General features: G+C 62.1%; 16 protein-coding genes and 1 pseudogene. 10 read left to right on the plus strand and 7 right to left on the minus strand.

Annotated features, from left to right (window positions below; genetic code table 11):
• From NHF53_RS16095 to mtnK, 3 genes are read right to left on the minus strand one after another with little or no spacing between them, the layout of a single operon-like run.
• Positions 1-936 carry a transketolase gene (locus tag NHF53_RS16095; protein ID WP_252835152.1) on the minus strand — a complete coding sequence of 312 codons (936 nt, stop codon included), beginning with the start codon at positions 934-936 and terminating at the stop codon, positions 1-3.
• 4 nt (positions 937-940) lie between these two features.
• Positions 941-2,035 (minus strand): S-methyl-5-thioribose-1-phosphate isomerase, encoded by a 1,095-nt coding sequence (mtnA, locus tag NHF53_RS16100; RefSeq protein ID WP_252835153.1) that lies wholly within the window; start codon positions 2,033-2,035, stop codon positions 941-943.
• Positions 2,032-3,303, minus strand: a complete 1,272-nt coding sequence (mtnK, locus tag NHF53_RS16105) for an S-methyl-5-thioribose kinase (protein WP_252835154.1) — start codon at positions 3,301-3,303, stop codon at positions 2,032-2,034. The genes mtnA and mtnK overlap by 4 nt, the downstream gene beginning before the upstream one ends.
• A 146-nt stretch (positions 3,304-3,449) precedes the next feature.
• On the opposite strand from mtnK, the gene NHF53_RS16110 reads away from it, so the two are divergent.
• Genes NHF53_RS16110 through NHF53_RS16120 form a run of 3 tightly spaced genes read left to right on the plus strand, consistent with a single transcriptional unit; the run spans position 3,450 to position 7,108 of the window.
• Positions 3,450-4,967, plus strand: a complete 1,518-nt coding sequence (locus NHF53_RS16110) for a sugar ABC transporter ATP-binding protein (RefSeq protein ID WP_252835155.1) — start codon at positions 3,450-3,452, stop codon at positions 4,965-4,967.
• On the plus strand, positions 4,964-6,013 hold the full coding sequence (locus NHF53_RS16115; protein WP_114363418.1) for an ABC transporter permease: 1,050 nt from the start codon (positions 4,964-4,966) through the stop codon (positions 6,011-6,013). The genes NHF53_RS16110 and NHF53_RS16115 overlap by 4 nt, the downstream gene beginning before the upstream one ends.
• A gap of 51 nt (positions 6,014-6,064) precedes the next feature.
• A complete protein-coding gene (locus tag NHF53_RS16120) occupies positions 6,065-7,108 on the plus strand; it encodes a substrate-binding domain-containing protein (protein WP_252835156.1) in 1,044 nt (347 codons plus the stop codon).
• Positions 7,109-7,592: 484 nt separating this feature from the next.
• Here NHF53_RS16120 and NHF53_RS16125 read toward each other — a convergent pair whose 3' ends face one another.
• Together NHF53_RS16125 and NHF53_RS16130 are read right to left on the minus strand one after the other, a co-directional pair.
• Complete coding sequence (locus tag NHF53_RS16125) at positions 7,593-9,647, minus strand: bifunctional aldolase/short-chain dehydrogenase (RefSeq protein ID WP_252835157.1); 2,055 nt, start codon at positions 9,645-9,647, stop codon at positions 7,593-7,595.
• 58 nt (positions 9,648-9,705) lie between these two features.
• Positions 9,706-10,686, minus strand: a complete 981-nt coding sequence (locus tag NHF53_RS16130; RefSeq protein WP_252835158.1) for a sugar-binding transcriptional regulator — start codon at positions 10,684-10,686, stop codon at positions 9,706-9,708.
• 479 nt (positions 10,687-11,165) lie between these two features.
• Between NHF53_RS16130 and NHF53_RS16135 the strand changes: the two are divergent.
• Both NHF53_RS16135 and NHF53_RS16140 read left to right on the plus strand, forming a co-directional pair.
• Positions 11,166-11,324 (plus strand): annotated as a pseudogene (locus NHF53_RS16135) (glucose dehydrogenase); the annotation flags it as partial.
• A 67-nt stretch (positions 11,325-11,391) separates the two neighbouring features.
• Positions 11,392-13,011 carry an FGGY-family carbohydrate kinase gene (locus tag NHF53_RS16140; protein WP_252835159.1) on the plus strand — a complete coding sequence of 540 codons (1,620 nt, stop codon included), beginning with the start codon at positions 11,392-11,394 and terminating at the stop codon, positions 13,009-13,011.
• Positions 13,012-13,221: 210 nt separating this feature from the next.
• On the opposite strand, the gene NHF53_RS16145 is transcribed toward NHF53_RS16140, so the two are convergent.
• Positions 13,222-14,145: an AraC family transcriptional regulator gene (locus NHF53_RS16145; RefSeq protein ID WP_252835160.1), complete on the minus strand. Its 924-nt coding sequence runs from the start codon at positions 14,143-14,145 to the stop codon at positions 13,222-13,224.
• A gap of 201 nt (positions 14,146-14,346) precedes the next feature.
• Here NHF53_RS16145 and NHF53_RS24100 point away from each other — a divergent pair, with 201 nt between their 5' ends.
• The 3 genes from NHF53_RS24100 (at position 14,347) to NHF53_RS16155 (ending at position 16,450) form a co-directional block, all read left to right on the plus strand.
• Positions 14,347-14,469, plus strand: coding sequence for a hypothetical protein (locus NHF53_RS24100; RefSeq protein ID WP_256481281.1), 123 nt, complete (start codon positions 14,347-14,349; stop codon positions 14,467-14,469).
• Between the two features lie 23 nt (positions 14,470-14,492).
• Positions 14,493-15,866 (plus strand): alpha-glucosidase/alpha-galactosidase, encoded by a 1,374-nt coding sequence (locus NHF53_RS16150; protein WP_252835161.1) that lies wholly within the window; start codon positions 14,493-14,495, stop codon positions 15,864-15,866.
• A gap of 281 nt (positions 15,867-16,147) precedes the next feature.
• Positions 16,148-16,450, plus strand: a complete 303-nt coding sequence (locus NHF53_RS16155; RefSeq protein ID WP_114363411.1) for a cupredoxin family copper-binding protein — start codon at positions 16,148-16,150, stop codon at positions 16,448-16,450.
• A 289-nt stretch (positions 16,451-16,739) separates the two neighbouring features.
• Here the strand turns inward: NHF53_RS16155 and NHF53_RS16160 are convergent, their stop codons facing one another.
• Complete coding sequence (locus NHF53_RS16160) at positions 16,740-18,281, minus strand: MFS transporter (protein WP_252835162.1); 1,542 nt, start codon at positions 18,279-18,281, stop codon at positions 16,740-16,742.
• A gap of 165 nt (positions 18,282-18,446) precedes the next feature.
• Here NHF53_RS16160 and NHF53_RS16165 point away from each other — a divergent pair, with 165 nt between their 5' ends.
• Together NHF53_RS16165 and NHF53_RS16170 are read left to right on the plus strand one after the other, a co-directional pair.
• Positions 18,447-19,304 carry a LysR family transcriptional regulator gene (locus tag NHF53_RS16165; RefSeq protein ID WP_252835163.1) on the plus strand — a complete coding sequence of 286 codons (858 nt, stop codon included), beginning with the start codon at positions 18,447-18,449 and terminating at the stop codon, positions 19,302-19,304.
• 252 nt (positions 19,305-19,556) lie between these two features.
• On the plus strand, positions 19,557-21,311 hold the full coding sequence (locus tag NHF53_RS16170) for a thiamine pyrophosphate-binding protein (protein WP_252835164.1): 1,755 nt from the start codon (positions 19,557-19,559) through the stop codon (positions 21,309-21,311).
• Positions 21,312-21,315: the final 4 nt, after the last annotated feature.

Consider the following 21,315-nt stretch of genomic DNA (forward strand, 5'->3'; position numbering starts at 1 on the left):
TCAGGCCCTTTCCGCTGCGTTCATGTCGACGCCGAGTTCTGCTGCGAGCGCTGCCTGCATCTCCAACCGCTCCTCTGCAGTCTTGAACCGCACGTAGTGCAGGCGAGGAAAGCGCTTCTTCAGGAAGTTCATGCCCTGATAGGGCGAGGTATTGGCGAGGATAATGAGTGGCTTGCCCGCTTCCGCGCTCGCCGCGGCATTGCGCAACGCCTCGAGATCGTGTCCGTCGACCGACCGGCAGGTGACGCCGAAAGCGCCCACTCTGGCGGCGAGATCGCCGAGATCGAGCACGGAGGACATGGCGCCGTCGCATTGCTGCCGGTTCACGTCCACGACGACGCGGATGTTGTCGATCCGGTGATAGGCCATGGCTGCCAGGCATTCCCAGGTCTGCCCCTCCTGGAATTCGCCGTCCGACATATAGACCCAGACCTTGCCCGGTTCGTCCTTTCTGAGGCGCGCCCAGGCGACACCGGCGGCCATTGAGAGGCCCTGCGCCAGCGAGCCGGTGGTCACTTCCATGCCGGGGCTGTGTTCGGCCCCAATCATCTCGACCGAGCCCCCGTCCTTATTGAAGTGGTCGAGCGCGTGTTCATCCATCCGACCCATCTCGATCAATGCGGAATAGATGACGAGCGCATAGTGGGCAGGCGAAATGAAGAAGCGATCGAAATGCGGCCCGAACGGGCCGTGATAGCCGGCTCCCGTGAAGGCATCGGGATTCTGGGCCGAGGGCACACCGCGGAAGGGCAGCGGAACCTTCGGCAGCGTAGGCTCGCCGAGTGTCAGGAGTTCGTTGTAAAGCAGCGCCAGACTTTCCGCGGCCGAACAGGCCTGGCTGAGGTAGCCGCCGTTATTCTTCATGGTGTGAAAGAAGACGCGCCGACGGATGCCGAGCGCTACGTCCTCGGTAGTCTTCTGGTTTGAGAGGGTCATTGTCTCAGCTCCGTTCGGGGAAAAGCGCCTTCAGGCCTTCCGGGGAAGGGGTGGCAATGCCACGTTCCGTGATGAGGCCGGTTATCAGGCGCGCCGGCGTGACGTCGAAGGCCGGGTTGGCGGCGGGGCTGCCCTCCGGAGAAATGCGCACGCTCGCTATCGTGCCGTCGGATGCGCGTCCCTGGACGAAGCTCACCTCGTCGCCGGTTCGTTCCTCGATCGGGATTTCCTTGACCCCGTCATGAACCGTCCAGTCGATCGTGGGCGAGGGGAGTGCCACGTAGAAGGGAACGCCGTTGTCGCGCGCCGCGAGCGCCTTCAGATAGGTTCCGATCTTGTTGCAGACGTCGCCGTTGGCCGTGGTGCGGTCGGTACCGACAATCACCATGTCGACATCGCCGTGTTGCATCAGATGCCCGCCGGCATTGTCCACGATCAGCGTGTGGGGCACGCCGTGGCCGTTCATTTCCCACGCGGTCAGATAGGCGCCCTGGTTACGCGGGCGTGTCTCGTCAACATAGACGTGGACAGGAATGCCTTCCTCGACGGCCATGTAGATCGGCGCCGTCGCGGTGCCGTAGTCAACGGTCGCAAGCCAGCCGGCATTGCAGTGGGTGAGGATGCGTACCGGCTCACCCGGCTTCTTCGTCGCCGCGATGTCTCGGATGACCTTCAGTCCGTTCGCACCGATCGCGCGGTTGAGCGCGACATCCTCCTCCGCGATTTCCGTAGCGCGCCTGTAGGCGGCTTCGACACGGTCGTCCTCCGCGAGTGGGCGCAGGTGATCGCGCATCGCGTTCAATGCCCAGCGCAGGTTGATCGCCGTCGGGCGTGTTTCGTTCAGCTCTTCCCAGACGGCATCGAGATGGGTGTCAGACGGATCCTTTGCCATGGCGATGGCCACACCATAGGCGGCGGCGACGCCGATGAGCGGGGCCCCGCGCACCCACATGTCGCGGATTGCGACGGCGACGTCGGCGACCGTCTCGAGCGTCACAACACGGAATTCATGCGGTAACCAGCGTTGGTCGATGATATCGACGGTGCGACCGTCATCGTTGAGCCAGATCGTATGGTAGTGTCGTTCTCCGACTTTCACGCGAGTGTCTCCTTCTGAAGCCGCTCCGCCGTGGCGCGGATGTCCTTGAGGCTGGGGATGCGATACCGGTTCACGGCGAGATGGCGCCCGAGTTTCAGCGCTTTGCTTTCGCAGGTGGCACGACGGTCGGGATCGGTGATCGACTCGAAGTCGGCATTGTGCGCAAGGCCGAGAATGCGGCGGTGGATTTCAATGCCGGCAAAGCCCAGCATCTCGTGATAAATCTCATTGAGGACGATGTTCAGCGCCTGTTCGGCGCCGAGCGGGTCGCCGCGGTTTTCGAATAGGCTTGCCTGGTAGAGGATACCCTTGCGCTCGCTTCGCCAAAGGTTCGCGAATTCAACGCGGAACGTTTCCCAGATCGTCTCGATGGTGTCGAGCAGGTAGGTACGCATCGCATCGCGCGCGCCGGGCGCGGACTCGTGACCGGTTTGCGAGAAATAGCTCATCCAGAAGTTGGCGAGTAGCATGCCGATGTCGAAGCTGATCGGTCCGTAGAAGGCGAATTCCGGGTCGATGACCCGGGTTTCATCGTCGGTGACCATGATCGAACCGGTATGCAGGTCGCCGTGGCAGAGCGTTTCGGCCTTGGCGGAAAAGAGATGCTTCAGCCGTTGCGCTTCGACCTTCAGGTCGCGATCGGCGCGAAGCTCCGCCACGAGAGGGTCGAGCTGCGGCGAGGTGTGGCGGTTCATCTCCGCCTCGAAATAGGGATCGGAGAACACGAGGTTTTCCGTGATGTCGCATAGCTCGATATTGTCGGCGAAGAGCGCCATGTCGGCCTTCTTGTCGCGCGTCACCATGCAAAGGTCCGAGCCGCGGAAGAGGGTTCGAGCGACGAAGAGGCCGAGGTCGCGGCCGATCTTGGGCAATTGCCGGCCATCGATCAGTGCGCGGCGCAGAATGACGTGGGGCGTCAGGTACTCCATGACGATGATCGCCTGGTCGGCATCGAAGAAGAAGATTTCCGGCACCATGCCAGGATCGCGCGCACCTTGACGCACGAGCGCGTGGTATTCGAAGAAGGAGCGCTTCAATGGCAACGGCCAGCTCTCGCCGACGAGGCGCACATAGGGCAGCGCCTGCTTGACGATCGCAGCTCCCTTTGCGCCGGTGACGATGAAGACGAGATTGAGGTTGCCGTCGCCGACTTCCCGCACACTCCATCGTGTGAAATCGTCCCCGATCTTTTCCTTCAAAACAGCGTTGCTGCCAAGTCGATGCGGCAATGTCCCCGCGCTCAGCGCCTCGAAGCTTTGCTTGTTCATATCGTCCTCCTCCTGCGCACGACGCCGCTTCATTGCACGTCGCCGTGCCGCGATGTGGCCCCAGCTAAGACGTCGCTCTGGCAAATGTCAATAGCCTTGACATTTGATTACGACCTATCCTAACTTGCCGTCATTGGGAGGAGACAATGAGCGAACAGGTAGTGTTTCGCGTTGAGGGCGTGCACAAGTCCTTCGGGGCCGTACCGGTCCTTCGGGGGGTGGAGCTCGGCCTCAAGGCCAGTGCCGTGACGGTCTTGATGGGCGCCAACGGCGCCGGGAAATCAACGCTGGTGCGTATCCTGAGCGGCGTCTACACGAAGGACGCAGGCAAGATCACGCTGGCGGGTAGCCCCTTCGAGCCCTCGGCGCCCGCCGAGGCTATACGGGCAGGCGTCGTCACCGTGCATCAGAACATCAATGACGGCGTTGTCGCCGATCTCGACGTTGCGACCAATCTGACACTTGATCGGCTGAACGGACGAGGGGCCAGGCTTCTGTTCAATCCGCGCCGCGTGCGACGCGAGGCGGCCGAGGTAGCTTCTCGCATGGGGCTGACCATAGACCTTGCGGCAAACATCAACGACCTCACGCTTGCCGACCGCCAGATGGTCGCAATCGCTCGCGCCATGGCCCATGAACCGAAGGTGCTGATCCTCGATGAGCCGACCTCGTCGCTGTCGACTGCTGAAGCCGAGCGTCTCTTCAGTCTCGTTGAGCGGCTGAAGGCTCACGGGGTCGCAATCCTCTATATTTCCCATCGCATGTCGGATATCCGCCGACTGGCCGACAGCATTGTGTCGCTGAGGGATGGTCGTATCGCCGGCCGCTTCGAGGGGCCGGACCTCGATTACGAGGGAGCGGTCAATGCCATGCTCGGACGTAAAGTCTCGGCAGGTGCGGTGACGGTGCAGGAACGGGGGGCGTCTATTTTCAACGTCCGCGGCCTGAAGCTTTCCGAACAGTCGCGCCCCTTCGACTTCGAGGTAGGTGACGGCGAGATTGTCGCAGTCACCGGCCTTGTCGGCGTCGGCAAGACGGCGCTTGCGGAGACGCTGTTTGGCGCACGAGCCCCGGCCGCGGGTGAAATGATGCTCGACGGTGCGCGCTACGCGCCGAGAAGTACCGGCCAGGCGATTGCCCGGGGGGTGTTTCTCGTTGCCAAGGACCGGGCGGAAAGCGGCATCGTGCCCGACTTCAACATCTACGAGAACATCAGTCTGCCCTTCCTGCGCAGGCTTTCCTCCTTCGGTATATCAAGCCGCCGGGCCGAACGGGCCAAGGCGCGGGCTCAGATCGCATCGCTCGGGGTCGTGTGTCGCAGCGAACGCGACGAGATGCAGACGCTGTCCGGCGGCAACCAGCAAAAGGTGATGGTCGGGCGCTGGCTCTCGGAACCATCGCGCCTCCTCATTCTCGACGAGCCCTTCCAGGGGGTCGACATCGCGGCCCGTCGGGATGTCGGCGCAAAGCTGCGTGCTTCGGCCACCGGGCGTGCGACGATTCTCTTTCTGACCGAACTCGATGAAGTCTTCGAGGTCGCGGACCGCATCCTTGTGATGTCGGAGCAGACCATCGTTGGCGAGCATCGCAACGCCGACATCGATGTCGAGCGCTTGCTCTCGGAGATCGCCGGTCAATTCCATCAACAGGTCAGTACATCATGAGCAACGAACAGAGCAAACCTGCGGCTTCAGCCCACGTTCTTCCGACTGCGCCCGGCTTCAGGGAAACGGCGATCAAATACGGCTTTCTCGTCCTTCTCGCCGGGATGGTCCTCTATTTCTCGCTGGTTACCGGCGGTTTTGCCTCGCCGCAGAGCGCCGTCTTCATTCTGCAATCGGTATCGATCACCGGCATTCTCGCGCTCGGAGTGACGGCAACACTCGTCGTGGGCGGTTTCGATCTGTCGATCGGCTCGGTCGCCACCACAGCGATGATGGCGTCTTCCTATGTGATGGTGGTCATGGGCGGTGATGCCGCTACGGCGACACTCGTCTGCCTTGCGATCGGCGTATTGGTTGGCTTGGTCAATGGTATCATCATCGTCTATATGCGCGTACCGGACCTGTTGGCGACGCTCGGCATGATGTTCCTGCTGCTCGGCCTGCAGCGCATCCCGACCGAAGGTCGCTCGATCGCCGCCGGCATGACCCTGCCGGACGGATCAGTCGCGACGGGGTCCTTCAGTCCCGCATTTCTGGCGCTCGGGCGGCATCGCTTCGACCTTGTCCTGCCCAATCTCATGCCGGTTTCGGTCGTGGTGCTGGTCGTACTCGCGATCGCAATCTGGTTCTTCCTCGAGTACACACGCTTCGGCCGCATGATGTATGCCGTCGGGTCGAACGAGCGCGCTGCCGGCCTCGCTGGTGCGCCGGTCAATGCCTACAAGATTTCGGCCTATATCATCTCCGGCGTCTTCGCTTCTGTCGGCGGCATCCTGCTCGCGGCGCGTCTCGGTCGCGGTGACATCGCCTCCGGCAACAATCTGCTGCTCGATGCCGTGGCGGCCGCATTGATCGGTTTCGCCGTTCTCGGAGCCGCCAAGCCGAACGCCTTCGGAACGGCCGTCGGCGCCCTCTTCGTCGGCATCCTCCTGCAGGGCCTGACGATGATGAATGCCCCTTACTACACACAGGATTTCGTCAAGGGCGCGGTTCTCGTCGTCGCCCTGATCTTCACCTTTGCACTCTCGAAGAGAGGCAAACGCTGACGGCGGCATCCGCCGCCGGATAACCAAAGTTCACCAGTGGAGGAGACTGAAATGAACATCAATAGGAGAACTCTGGGCAAATGGACGCTCGGGCTGTTGGGGGCGGCGGCATTCGCGGTACCGTCCCTGGCTGCCGATATGCCGAAGCCCTTCGACAAGCCCGGCGACGTTAAGATCGCACTGGTGCGATATCTTTCGACCGGTGACTTCTTCCAGTCGTACCTCGCCGGCGTCGAAGCGCAGGCCAAGGCGCTGGGCGTGCAGTTGCAGGTCCTCGACAGCCGCCAGGATGCAGCGCTCCAGGCGGACATGGTCGATCAGGCGATTGCCCTCGGCGTGCAGGGGATCATCATCCAGCACGGTCTGACGGAATCGATGAAGGAAGCTGCGCAGCGCGCGGTTGACGCGGGTATCAAGGTCGTCGCCTTCGACGTCAACGTCGAAAACGAGAAGATTCCGCAGATCGAGCAGTCCGACCGCGACCTTGCCCGCCTCGCCCTCGAACAGGCGATCAAAGACAACGGCGAAAGCTTCAAGGCCGGATACGTCTATGTTGCCGGCATCGCGCCGCTCGGCCGCCGCGACGAGACCTGGAAGGCCTTCAAGGCGAAGTACCCCGGCATCAACGAAGCCGCGCAGTTCGGTACCATGGACAATCCGATCGCCAATTCCGTAGCCAATCAGGCCCGTTCGGTGATTTCGGCAAATCCGGACATCACCGTGATGTTTGCGCCCTATGACGAATTCGCCAAGGGCGTGAAGATCGCGGTCGACGAGGCAGGTCTCTCTTCCAGCGTAAAGATCTATTCGGCCGACATCTCGACTTCGGACATTGCCGCCATGCGCGAGCCGGGCTCTGCGTGGGCAGCGACCGCAGCTACGAATCCGGCCGTCGTTGGTCAGGTTTCCGTCCGCGCGCTCGCCATGCTTCTCGCCGGCGAGGATCCCGGCCATCAGGTCATCGTGCCGCCGACCCTGATCACCCAGAAGGACCTGAACGACCAGGACATCAAGAACATGGAAGAACTCGGCGTGAAGCTGCCGCAGTTCGCCCATGCCGACGTCGCCATGCCGGCCTGGATGCCGAAGCCCTGATTTCGCGTCGAAGGAAAGAGAGGGGGCGGTCCGACGGGCCGCCCCTTTCTTTGTCACTGCGCCCCGAGAGGTCCCTTCATCGGGACGACCGGAACAGCCGTGTTCTCACCCATGGTGACCTGGAGGAATTTCGAGCGGGCCAGCCCCGTGCGTCCATGGAAGAGTTCAACGCCAGGATTTGCGAAGGGTAGAGCGCGCGAGGCGCCCCGTTACCGTTCGGTCCGACTGCACGCCTCGAAGATCCGACGACCGTCGCAGTAGCGGAGATGTGCGAGTCCCGCTCGCCCCTGAGGCTGGCGGGACGTCGTCGTGAGCGTCCGTCATCATCACCTGATAGGGACCGGCCGAGGCGATGTTCCACCTGGGTGGTTTCGTGTCTGTGGTCGGTCTCGTCTTCAGGCCTAGTCCGATCAAGGGGTTCTTGCCCGGTTGGCGTCGGGATCGGCGCAGTTCTATACCCGCTCCGATCCCGGGGTCAGGACGCTCAACGCATCGCGGCTGCGATATTGCCGCCGTCGACGGTCGTGACGTCGGCGGTGGTTCGTTCGGCGAGCGCATGGTGCACGAAAGCGCGCGCCACATCCTCGGCCGTCACTTCGAGGCCGAGCAGGTTGCCGGCCATGTATTCCTTGACGGAGACGCCACGCGACGCCGAGCGGTTGGCAATCATCTCATCATTGAGCAGGCCCGAGCGGATACGGTCGGCGTTGACGGCATTGACGCGGATATGGTCGGCGCCGTGTTCCAACGCGTACTGGCGGGACAGGAACAGCGTCGCTGCTTTCGGCAGGCCGTAGGCACCGAATTTTGCGCCAGGATTTACCGCCTGCTTGGAAGCGTTGAAGAGCAAGACGCCACCGGTCTTCTGCGCCTTCATGATGCGCACGGCATTCTGCGCCACGGTCTGGTGAGCGAAGAAGTTCAGCTCGAAGCTCTTGCGCAGCAAGGCATCGTCCATCGTGGCGATCGGGCTTTCCCAGGCCGCGCCGGCATTGGACACGACGATGTCGACGCCGCCGAAGGTCGCGACTGTCCTGTCGAAAGCGGAGCGTACGGAGGCTGGATCGGTGATGTCGCAGGCGAGACCGATCGAATTGTTGCCGGCACTCTTTGCCACCGCTGCCGCCTTCTCGCCGTCGATGTCGAGCACGACCGCATGCGCGCCCTCGGCCACGAAGGCCTTGACGATCGCCGCGCCGATGGCCCCTGCGCCTCCGGTGACGAGCACGACCTGGCCGGTGAACGGCTTCGGTTTTGCACCAGCGAGCTTGGCCTGCTCGAGCGACCAGTATTCGAGATCGAAGAGGTCGGGACGGCTCACCGGTTCGAAACGGCCGATCGATTCCGCGTCTCGCGCGGCCTCGATCCACATTTCGCCAACGTCGACGGCGATCGTGGCGTCCTTATAGGTCCGCCCGTGGCCGAACATGCCGAGGCCCGGCATGAGCGTCAGGCGCGGCATCGGATCGAGCATGACGCGCTTGACGTCGTCGCGGGCGTCGTTGCTGGAGAAATACGCGGTGTAGTCCGCAACGAAGGCGGCGACGTGATGGTCGATCACGGCGCGGTAGCCGGCAAGGTCGTCTTTCGCCGGCGCCGGCAGCACCATCGGCCCCGTCTTGATGCGGATCGAAAGGTCGGGTGTAGACACACCGCGGGCCGCCATATCCCTGACTTCTGCCGCATTGACGAAGTCGAGGATTGCAGGAGAGGTTCGAAACACGCTGATCATCCGGTCGAAGCGGCCTTCACCTCTGTTGACGGCGACGGCGCCGCGCAGCATCGGAGAAATGTCTTCAGGACTTGCGAGAGAGGAGGGCAAGGCGGCCGGCGTGAACGGATTGCGGCCACTCTTCCTCACGTGCTCTTCCGCGAGCGTGACGTAACGGATCATCCGGTCGTAAGCTTCCTTGGCCGTCTCGCCGAGGGTGAATATGCCATGCTTGTCGAGGATCAGCCCTTCGACGGTGGGGTCCGCGTCGTAGACCTCGGCTGCCGCTTTGGCGAGCGCAAAGCCGGGCATGATATAGGGCACGAAGCCCATTTTCCGGCCGAATAGCTCCGCGCACATTTCCCGGCTGTTCGGCTGATCGGCAATGGCGAGAATGGCGGCGGAGTGCGTGTGGTCGACGAATTTGTGGGGCAGGAAAGCGTGCAGCAACGCCTCTACCGAAGGGTTCGGGGCGCTGGGATCGATGAGATTGGCGCGCAGTAGCGTCACCATGTCCTCGTCTGAAAGCTTCGGAAGCGTGCGGCTCTTCAAGAGAGGGGCAATTTTCACGGCGGGCAGTCCCGGCGGCTCGATGGTGCCCATATCCCATCCGCTGCCTTTCACGCAGAGGACCGCATGCGTATCGCCGACGAGGTCCGTCATCTTCGTCTTGACGGAGGTGTTTCCGCCGCCATGCAGGACGAGTCTCGGTTCGCCGCCCAAGAGCCGCGTCGTGTAGGTGCGCAGCGCAAGATCGCGGTTGACGCCTTTTGCCGCATAGCCGGCAACGACGTTTTCCGCCTCGTCGTCGCGCCAGAGATTTTCCATCGTGTTTTGCCTCCCAATAAGCCGGCCCGGCCGGTATTGGCGGGCCAAACGTCAGTGCTCAGGCGACGCCCGAGCCACCCTTGCCGAGTCCTTCCCGGCTCCAGCGATCGAGGAGCCGCCGTCCCATCGATTCGGTGACGACGAGATGCGAAGCGAAGCCGCCTTTCAACGCAGCCACCAGCGGCTCGAACTTGTTCTCTTCCTGCACGACCAGCATGCGCTTCCTGATCGCGCGAATGGAATCGAGGTCGGCGGATATGCAGCGGCGGTTGTGCTGGCAATCCATCCAATTGCCATCGCGGTCGATCAGTTGTCCGGCGATGACGCCGGCGGCGCCCATTTGCCCCAACCCGTGCATGTCCTCCGGAGAAAGTGCACCGCACTTCACGAGATGGCTGTCGTCTTCGATTCCTCCGACTGAGTAGAGGGCCAACTGGCAGTCTGAAATGGTTGCCAGTTGCTCGCGGATGACCGGCTCGGCGCGCAGTTCATCAGCCAGCCGTTCCGAAGAGAGAACCAGAGGTGCATAGAGGTTGATGCCTTCGGCATTCAGGCGACGGGCAATTTCCGTCGTGCACTGGTCGGGGCGATAGGAATAGGGTGCACCAAGATTGCCGCAAAGCTGCACGACGGTGACACCCCGAAGGTCCGCGAACGGCATGACATCGGCGATATGATAGACGGTGCGGCCCCATGCCACGCCGATCCGGTCACCTTTGTTGATGAGTTCCAGAAAGACCGCCGCCGCTACCACCGGCATCTCCGCTGCGGGATCAAGCGCCTGCCGGTCCTCCGGCACGATCCAGACGGACGTCAGTCCCGTCGCGTCCTCGAGTTCTCGGGCCAGAACGTCGTTGGAGAAGAGTTCCGACGAGGTGGTGATCGTCACGATGCCCATCTCGCGCGCGCGCCGCAGATACATTGCAATTGAGGCGCGGGAGATCTCGAGCTTCTGGGCGACTTCGTCCTGGCGCAGGCCATGGGCGTAGTAGAGCCAGGCGGCCTTGTGGATGATCTGATCAGCGGCACGGATGGGCATGGTGGCCTTTCATGAATTGATTTTGACATTATTCATTCTTGCTGACAAAAGTCAACAGAATGTCTCGGGCAGTCCTTCGGCACTGTCTATCACGGACGAGTTCTCCCCTTCTGTAAGGCATGGGGTGGACTTTCGGCTCGCCGTTGCAGCGAGGCTCTCCACCTCGAGAAATCATAGCAGCCGGCGCCGTCCGGCGCTTGCTTGAGGAGATGGGCCTTGCGCCGGCCGGCGCCGACCAGATCAAGCGGTTCCAGTGAGTGAACTCAGCCGGCGAGCGTGAATGGAAATTTGCTCCTGCTGAAGCAGGCCGAAGGGCGGTGGACGTTTATGAATCATCATCATCCTCTTCTTTGCCGGTCGTCCTCATCCACGAATCACTTCTTTCAGAACCACCTCGACATCAAGAAGCGAAAGTGGCAATTGATGCTTCTTCGATTGAGCGACGATACACAATCGACGAGGTTGGTTGACGAGGGAGGGTCGACGACTGGCCGAGGGCCAAGATGGAGGAGGCGCTCGTCAACGGCAGCCTGATGATGCCGAAAGAGGTGGCGGATGCCGTCCTCTTCATGCTGACCAGGCCGCGCAACGTGACCATCCGCGATCTGGTGATCCTGCCGAACAGCGTCGACCTGTGACCGACATCAGCTTCAAGCCCATGACCTTTCGATGTTTCGAGCCGTGACGATGACCGAGGAGGAAACCATGTCAGGGACAGGAGACGCGCGCCATGTCATCGGCGTCGATGTCGGCACCGGCAGTGCGCGTGCCGGGCTCTTCGATTTTTCCGGCAATATGCTCGCCGTCGCCAAGCGCGATATCTCGCTGTTCCGCGAGGCTGGTGCGATCGTCGAGCAATCGAGCACGGAAATCTGGAACGCGGTCTGTGCGGTCGTCCGCGAGGTCGTGACATCAGCCAGGATCGATCCCGCTACGGTGATCGGCATCGGTTTCGATGCGACCTGCTCGCTGGTCGTGCTCGGCGAAGGTGGTGTTCCGCTCGCAGTCGGTCCGTCCGGGGATGCGGACCGCGATATCATCGTCTGGATGGATCACAGAGCCGTCGAGCAGGCCGAGCGCATCAACGCGCTGGGTCACGATGTCCTGCGCTATGTCGGCGGGCGGATTTCGCCGGAAATGGAAACGCCGAAGATCCTGTGGCTCAAGGAGAACAGGCCGGAGACCTTCAAAGACGCGTGGCAGTTCTTCGACCTCGCCGACTTCCTTACCTGGAAGGCGACGGGTGATCTCGCGCGCTCGACCTGCACCGTCACCTGCAAGTGGACCTATCTCGCGCATGAGGGCCGGTGGGACCAGAGCTATTTCGAGCGGATAGGCCTTCCCGAACTCGCCGCCGAAGGCTTCGAGCGCATCGGCAAGCGGATCGTCGCGCCCGGCACGAGACTGGGTGAGGGGCTGACGGAAGACGCTGCCCATGCCATGGGCCTGAAGCCGGGGACCGCGGTCGCGGCGGGCATGATCGATGCCCATGCCGGCGGCATCGGCACGGTGGGTGTCGGCAGTCGTCCGACCGAAAACCTCGCCTATGTCTTCGGCACCTCATCCTGCACCATGACCTCGACGGAGGCGCCGGTCTTCGTGCCCGGCGTCTGGGGACCCTATTATTCGGCGATGGTTCCCGGCATGTGGCTGAACGAGGGCGGGCAGAGTGCTGCCGGTGCCGCAATCGACCAGTTGCTCTCCTTCCACCCGGCCGCTGCGGAGGCGAATGCACGGGCCCGCGAGTGCGCGATCGCTCTTCCGGTCCTGATGGCGGGGTCGGCGGCGGGGAACGTGGCGAAGCTGTCCGATGCCGTCGATCTGGCCGGAGATATCCACGTGGTGCCGGAATTCCTCGGTAACCGGGCGCCGTTTGCCGATCCACATGCCCGTGCGGTGATCGCCGGGCTCGGCATGGAGCGGGATTTCGACAACCTCGTCGCGCTTTACGTGGCCGGCCTCTGTGGGATCGGCTACGGACTCCGGCAGATCCTCGAGACCCAGGCACAGGCAGGCGCCTCTGTCGAGCGCGTGGTGATCAGCGGCGGGGCGGGTCAGAGCGACCTCGTTCGCCAGCTCCTCGCCGACGCCTGCGGCAAGCCAGTGGTGGCGCCGCGGGCGGAGGAGCCCGTGCTGCTCGGTTCGGCCATCCTCGGCGCAGTCGCATCCGGCGTCTTCACCGACATGCCGTCGGCAATGCAAGCATTGTGCGGTGTCTCCGGCACCTGCGAGCCGGCTGGCGGTGCGATTGCCGATACGCATGAAAGGCGCTTTCGCGCGTTTGAGCAGCTTCAGGCCTGCGCGCGCGCATTGAGGGCAGGCTGAGCGCCGACACCGACGTTTCGCCACAGGAAGCCGGTCAGAGCCTCCGTTTCGTCTCCGCATCGAGGAGGTGCAACTGCGACGAAGCGAAATCGAGGCTGGCGCGACGGAAAGTGCCCGCTGTTTTCCTCCGTGCCGCAGCGGTATTGGCGACATTGATGCGACGAGTGTGATCAGGGCGATGGCCGTCTTCGCCCCGATCGGCGAGCCCGGTCAGCCTGCCGGGGCGGCTTGCTGTTTCTTGCCTGCCATCGGGCTTGCGACGCTCGCATACATGCCGCTGGTCCTGAAATCGCTCGGGTTCGTGCCGTAGAGCCGGCGGAAGACTTTTGAAAAGTAGTTCGGGTCGTCGAAGCCGCAGAGGGCGGAGACTTCCTTGATCGGCATCTCAGCCGCCTTGGTCAGCAGCCTCGCCGCTCGCCGGAGGCGTTTCTGCAGGACGAATTCCGCCGGCGGCAGGCCCTCGCTGGCGGTGAAGATGCGCGAGAAATGGGCACGGCTCAAACCCGCAACGGCCGCGAGCTCGCCGACCGTGAGACTCTGATCGAGGTGGTTCTCGATATGGCTGAGGACGTGCTGGAGGGCGCGGTAATCCTGGGCGAACGTCGGATGAGAGCCGAAGACGTCGTCATAAAGCGCCATCGCGGCCCCGTAAGCGATTGCAGACGCCGCTCCCGGCGTTTCCGCCCCGGTCACCAGCCGGTGACAGCAATGCGCCAGTTGATCGATCGTCTCGGGCTTCAGCCGCAGGACGGGACCGGTCATCGCGAGGATGGAGCGATGGATGCGCAGTGCCTCCTCGCCGTTCATGGAGATCCAGAAGAATTCCCAGGTCTCATTCCTTTCCAGCCAGTAGCGGTGATTGTGCGGGACGAGCAGAAGCAGCGTCTCGCCCGGCCGAACGTGCATCGTCCGGTTTTCGTAGCGCAGGTTTCCCCGCCCGCCGATGGTGTGTTGCAGGACTGTGAAAGGGGCGAGGCCGCGCTTGCGTCCGTCCCAGTCATAATCTCCCCCGCGCCGGATCTCGTAACCGCAACTGGTCGGCATGGTGTGCAGGCTCTGGCGTCCCCTGGGGAGTGACACGGTGCGGCTTGCCGGCCCGAAGTCGAGAAGATTCTGCAGCACAAAATTACCCATGATAGCACAATCCTTCTCTGGTCCCGCCCGGGAATATACGCATAATCGCGGTCACAGGAGAAGCAGAGGAGCGAGTTTCCGAAAGGGAACACCGCAGAATTACCGGATTTCAGGCCTGTCTGCTGCGCGCCGCCGACGAATCGTCATCCTGCAATTGTCGTCGTCGGTCGTGGTCTGATCTCCGCAAGAAGGGTGTGACGAGTGAGTTTCAAAATCGCTATCATCGGTGCCGGCCGTATCGGCCTCACCAGGGAGCTTGCCACCGACATTCTTTGTGTTCGTGAATTCCAAGACGTGGAACTCGCCCTGACCGATATCGCATGATTTCCCATTGCCGGAGGTAAGACATGGCAGGACATCCCAGGATCACATTCATCGGTGCGGGCTCGACGGTGTTCATGAAGAACATCATCGGCGACGTGCTGCAGCGCCCGGCGCTCGCCGGCGCGACGATCGCGCTGATGGATATCGATCCGCAACGGCTCGAAGAGAGCGCGCTCGTCGTCAACAAGCTGATCGCCACGCTGGGGGTAAAGGCGAGGGCGGAGACCTACAGCGACCAGCGCAAGGCGCTTGCCGGTGCCGATTTCGTTGTCGTCGCCTTCCAGATCGGCGGCTACGAGCCCTGCACCGTCACGGATTTCGAGGTCCCGAAGAAATACGGGTTGCGCCAGACGATCGCCGATACGCTCGGGGTGGGCGGGATCATGCGGGGCCTGAGAACCGTGCCGCACCTCTGGAAGATCTGCGAGGACATGCTTGCGGTCTGCCCCGACGCGATCATGCTGCAATATGTGAACCCGATGGCGATCAATACCTGGGCGATTGCGGAGAAATACCCGGCGATCCGCCAGGTGGGACTTTGCCATTCCGTGCAGGGCACGGCGCATGAACTGGCCCACGATCTCGACATCCCATATGAGGAGATCCGCTACCGCTCGGCCGGCATCAACCACATGGCGTTCTTCCTGGAGTTCGAGCACCGCCAGGCGGACGGCAGCTATCGCAATCTCTACCCGGAACTGGTGCGCGCCTATCGCGAGGGGCGGGCGCCGAAGCCCGGCTGGAACCCGCGCTGCCCGAACAAGGTGCGCTACGAGATGCTGACGCGGCTCGGCTATTTCGTGACCGAGAGTTCGGAGCACTTCGCCGAGTATACGCCCTACTTCATCAAGGAGGGGCGCGAGGACCTGATCGAGAGGTTCGGCATTCCGCTCGACGAATATCCGAAGCGCTGTGTTGAGCAGATCGAGCGCTGGAAAGGCCAGGCAGAGGCCTATCGCTCGGCCGAGACGATCGAGGTCAGCCCGTCGAAGGAGTATGCCTCGTCGATCATCAACTCGGTCTGGACCGGCGAACCTTCTGTCATCTACGGCAATCTGCGCAATAACGGCTGCATTGCCTCGCTGCCCGACAATTGCGCGGTGGAGGTGCCGTGTCTCGTGGACCGCAGCGGCATCCAGCCGACGTCCGTCGGCACGCTGCCGCCGCAGCTGACCGCGCTGATGCGCACCAACATCAATGTCCAGGAGCTGACGGTCGCCGCCCTGATGACGGAAAATCGCGAGCACATCTTCCATGCCGCGATGATGGACCCGCACACCGCCGCCGAACTCGACCTCGACCAGATATGGTCGCTCGTCGACGATCTGCTTCTCGCCCACCGGGAATGGCTGCCTGGCTGGACGCAGTCGCCGGTACGGCAGGCGGAAGCGAGCTGACAAGGCACGACTTCGGTCGCATTGCCTGAGCGGTCTGTTTCATGGGCCGCTCGAGCTTGCGAAAGCGAAGGTCGAGATGGTGCACCAGCACGGCGTTGGTTGATCGCGTGATGTCGATCCTACCGGCACGGACGATTGAGTGCTATCCTGCTGCGTACCAAGGGGTGGCCTTGTGCTGCTCGCCAAGTGATACCTTGTCGGCGTAGCCGTCACGGGCCTTGTCGAAGAAAGATCCGGGCGGCAGGATATCGCTACCTCACTGGACGAGGAGGAACAATCAGATGCGCATTGCTCTTACGTTTGTCATGCTTGTCCTTGCGCTGCCGGCCTATGCCGCGGGTCACACGGTCCAAATCAAGGGAATGAAATTCAGTCCGGCGAGGCTTCAAGTCGCGGTCGGCGACACTGTCACCTTTACCAACGCCGATTCCATCCGCCATACAGCCACCGCACTGGACGGTTCGTTCGACACTGGAAGACTTGCTACAGGCAGGACTGCGACCGTGAAGATTACCGTCGCCGGCAAGCACGATTTCAGGTGCATGATTCACCCGTCGATGACAGGCGCCATCACGGCGAAATAGCGGCCCGGGACGACTGACGGATTTTGCCTGTTGCAGCCCCGGCTTCGATTCCGATGAGCGCATCAAACGGCTCTCTGTGATCCCGATTCGACCAGATCTAACCATCGGTGCTAAACGCCATGGCTGTCCCATTTGCCACGTGTTCCTCATCATTCGGCGACAGCCATGGTCTTGGCCGGCAGGGCGAAGGCCCGAACAGCCTTACGAGGACACCTGCGGCGGCGAACCAAAGGTAATTTGCCCGCCCTCGGAGGTTCCGCTTCGACTGCACCGCAGGACCTGCTAGAGGCTATTTGGTGCATGGCACTGCCTCGCCTGTCTGCGGCGTGGTGCCTGGGCGACGTGTCTGATGCCGGAACACGAGAAAGCTGAAGAGAGCGAGCCCCCAGGCGCCAACGCCGCCGTAGAGCATCACCCAGCCAAAGCCCTGGGCGAGAGCTTCGTGGATCAAGGCGCCGGAACGTTCCGGGACAGAACCGACACTGCCGGCCGCAATCCTCTCTGCAAGAGAACGCAGATGCGCTGTATCCGATGGCGTCGGCAGTGCCTCCTTAAGATGTGCGAGCACACCGCTGACCAGGATGAAGCCCATGATCGCGATGTTGAGCGCAAGCGAGATCATCCGGGCGCTCATGTCGATGCCAGACGCCATTCCGACGCGCTCACTCGGTACTGAGCCAGTCGTGGTGTTGGTGACAGGCGTGTTGGTCAAGCCCAGCCCCACGCCGGCGAGCACACAGCCCGGCAACATCGTTAGCCAACTCGCCGGAGTCGCCGCACTGCCCAGCTTCATCAGGATGAAGCCGAGGCCGATCGTGAACAGACCGGCGGGAATGATGGCACCAGGCTGGTATCGAAGCGAAAGCCTCTCGGCAAGCGGCGGCACGACGAGCGTCGGAAGCGTGTATGCGAGCAATGCCAGACCAGCCGAGACACTGTCGTAGCCGAGTCCCGCCTGAAACCAGATTGGCAGATAGATCATGAAAGGCCAGAAGCTGATATTCATCGCCACCGAGCCGATAATGGCGCCGGAGAACGCGGGAATGCGAAAGACCGAGAAGGCGAACATCGGCCGCTGGCTGGTCTTTTCGGCTACGAGGAAGGCGATGAAGCTTCCGATCGAAATCCCGATAACGCTAAGGGCTGCCGTGCTGGTGAAGCCCAGTTCCGGTCCCTGCGTAATGAAGAAGGCGAGACAGAAGACGGACAGCGACAAAGTCGCCATGCCGGCGATGTCGAGGCTGCTTGCCTGCGGGTCTCTCGATTCCTGAACACCGCCGAGGGCGAGGATGAACGTCAGAGCGCCGAGCAGCACGTGGACGAGGAAAACCCACTCCCAGCTCGATACCGCAACGATCGCACCGCCGATGATCGGACCAAAACCGAGACCGATACCGAAGATGATCCCCCACCAGCCGAAAGCGACAGCGCGTGGCTGCCCCTCCCGGAACTGATGAGAGAGTATGGCGATCTGGCAGATCAGCATCGCGCCACCGCTGAGGCCTTGAAGGAACCGAGCGAGGATCAGCACTGAGACATTGCCGGTCAGCCCGCAAATCAGTGACGTGGCGCCAAATGCGGCGATGGCGATCAGGAAGATTCGTTTGCGCCCGTAGCGGTCGGCCAATGTTCCGATTGCCATCAGGACGGTCGTCACTGCGATGGTGTAGGCGTTCATAATCCATTGCAACTGCGGAAAATCAGCGTGCAGCACCTGCTCGAGTGTCGGCAGGATCGCCGGGATGCTGGAGATCTCCAGACCGAACATGAGTGAAGATAGGCAGACTGCAGCCAAAGTGATCGTGCTTCGGCGGGTGAAAGCTGGGATCATGGTTCGGCCTTTCGACGTTACGAGTGGCGACGGCGAAGTCCGGTGTTGACGTCACTGAAGCGTATCCGGCTCGCCTGCTGCAGTGCGGCTCAACATAGATGTCGCTTGATCATTCGAATATGGGATGATTTGATATTTCAAAGACAACAAAATCGGATGACTGGAATGACCGCTCTGGACGTCGATGCCGTCAAGGCCTTCGTAACCATCGCAGACCACCGAAGCTTCACCCGCGCTGCAGAGGTGCTTGGCACCACGCAGGGCGCGATCAGCGTCAAGCTGAAGCGACTGGAGGAGCGTCTCGGCCTAAAGCTGATCGAGCGCACACCGCGGCTTGTGCGGTTGTCGGCCCAAGGCGCGGTGTTTCTCGATTCGGCGCGCGACCTGCTCGCGGCGCACGATCGCGCCATCGCGGGGCTCTCCTCGGTCCGCCGCCGGTTTTTACTCGGGATCGCCACCCATGTCGCAGGCCCGGAGATCCCGACGCTATTGGCACGCCTGAATGCGCACGATCCTGCGCTCACCATCGAAGTCAGGCTCGACAATTCCCGCAATCTATTGGACGCATTCGATCGCGGCGATATCGATGCGGCGATCATTCGGCGAGAGGATGACCGGCGCGACGGCCAGGTGCTGGCAGCGGAACATTTCGGCTGGTTCGCGACGCCGACCTTCGTTTATCGCGAAGGCGAGCCGCTACGTCTAGCCGCGCTGTCGCCATCCTGCGGCGTTCGCGACATCGCCACGCGCGCACTCGATGCGGCGGGCATCGCCTGGACGGAGGTATTCCTCGGGGGCGGCTCCTCCGTCGTCGCAGATGCGGTCGCTGCCGGTTTGGCTACCGCCGTTTTCTCCTGCCGGCTTGCCCCGGCCGGAACGATGGAAGTCACCGAGCGGTTTGGACTTCCTCCGCTTCCCTCTTCGGCGATCGTGCTGCTTTCCACGCTCTCTGATGCCAAATCCCGTCAGGCGCTCCGGACGCTTGCGACCGCCTTTCGCGAACATCGCCCACCGTCCGTATGAATGCCGGAATCGGCTCAACCCTCACGGCTGTCAGGCAGCGTATTTAATAGCGGTTCAAACCTGGAGCGGTTCATAATCGCAGCCGGATGAAAGTTCAGGGGCAGGTCCGTAGCGCCAAAATCGCATCCAGATGGCCAAGTTGTGGTGCCGCCAAATCGCCGGATCGTCAAACTTTATCCGCCAATCTGCCTGTAGGTGGCGGCAGGCGTTCCTCCTAGATTGCTGAAAAGGCGATTGAGGAACTGGTGAATCATGAAGGGTGCTGACATTCTTGTCGAGATGCTGATCGGCTATGGCGTGGACACGATTTTCGGGGTGCCCGGCGATACGAACGTGCCGCTCTACGAAGCCTTGCAGATGCGCGAGGACAAGATCACGCATGTCATGGCGCGCGACGAGCGCTCCGCCGGCTTCATGGCGGACGCCTATGGACGTTTCACGAACAAGCCGGGGATCGTGGAATGTCCGTCCGGCGCGGGCGCAATGTATTCGCTCCCGCCGATTGCGGAATCGAACGCATCTTCCGTGCCGGTCATCCTGCTGACCATCGACATTCCGCTGCCCGGCGAAGGGCGCGGCGTACTGACCGAGCTCGACTGCGCCAGGCTCTTCGAGCCGGTGACCAAAATGTCTGTTCAGGTCAAGTCGGCGGAAAAACTGCCGGAAATCATTCGCCGCGCGTTCCGCGCAGCTTGCTCCGGAAAGCCCGGCGCGGTCCATTTGCAAATCCCGGAAGACATGTTGAAGGCGGATGTCGATCCCGCCCGAGTTTCGCTGCACATTGAGGAAGACTGCAAGACCTTCCCGGCATTCCCGACACGGCCCGCGCCCGGACTGGTGGAGAGCCTTCTCGAGAAGCTGTCCAAAGCCGAGCGTCCATTGATCGTTTCGGGCGGCGGCGTCATCCGCTCCTGCGCCGGCGACAATATTCTCGCCGTCGCCGAGCGGCTGAATATCCCGGTCTGCACGACCATGACTGGCCAGGGCACGATGCCCGACGACCACACCCTTTCCATCGGCGTGATTGGCGACAACGGGTATCACCCCCATGCAAACCGGGCGATGGAGGAAAGCGATTTCGTGCTTTTCGTCGGCTCGAAGATGGGATCTGTCGTCACCATCGGCTGGACCTTTCCGAAGATCACACTGAACAAACGCGTCGCGCAGATCGACATCGATCCTGAAATCATGGCGAACAACTATGAAAACGTGATTTCGATCGCCGGCGATGCAAAGCTCGTGCTGAACGATCTGTTGACCGCCATACCCGGCAGCTTCACCGGAGAACACTATCAGCCGTGGATCGACCATCTCAACGAAATGCGCTCCAACTTCTGGGAAAATGCTGAAAGCCTTCTGAGCAAAAGCAGCGTTCCCCTGCGCCCCGAGCGGGCCGTGCGCTGCTTCAATCAGGCACTGGAAGCATCCGGCAAGCCGGCTTTGATCTATTCCGATGCCGGCACGCCGACCCCGCACATGACGCGTTTCCTGAAGATCAACGATCCCCGTACGCGATTTGCGATCCCGCGCGCGTTTGGCGGATTGGGATCGGCACTTCCGGCAACGGTAGGGGCCTGGCGGGCTGATCCGACGCGGCGTCCTATCGGAATGTTCGGCGATGGCTCGTTCGGGATGACCGTTGGAGAACTGGAAACACTGGTGCGCCTGAAAATTCCGGCAATCCTGATCCTTTTCAACAATGGGCATTTTGGCTGGATCAAGGGTTTGCACCGTCTCAAGGGTCACAATCAGTGCTTCGGTGTCGATTTCACGCCGCCGCGCGGGCAGGCAATCGCAGAGGCGTTCGATCTCAAGGCATGGACTGCGAGGTCGGCGGACGAGCTCGACGACGCGCTCGCCAAGGCGTTCGCACATGAACAAGGACCCTGCTTCATTGACGTTCATGTCGAGTCGATTGCCGATCGCGTGCCGCCGGTCTATTCGTGGCTGACGAAACGCGGGCACGATCCTCTCAGCCTCGAGGCGGCCGAAATCCAGTATCTCTGACTTG

This window comes from Ciceribacter sp. RN22 (assembly GCF_024054295.1).
In the GTDB taxonomy this organism is placed as follows: domain Bacteria; phylum Pseudomonadota; class Alphaproteobacteria; order Rhizobiales; family Rhizobiaceae; genus Allorhizobium; species Allorhizobium lividum.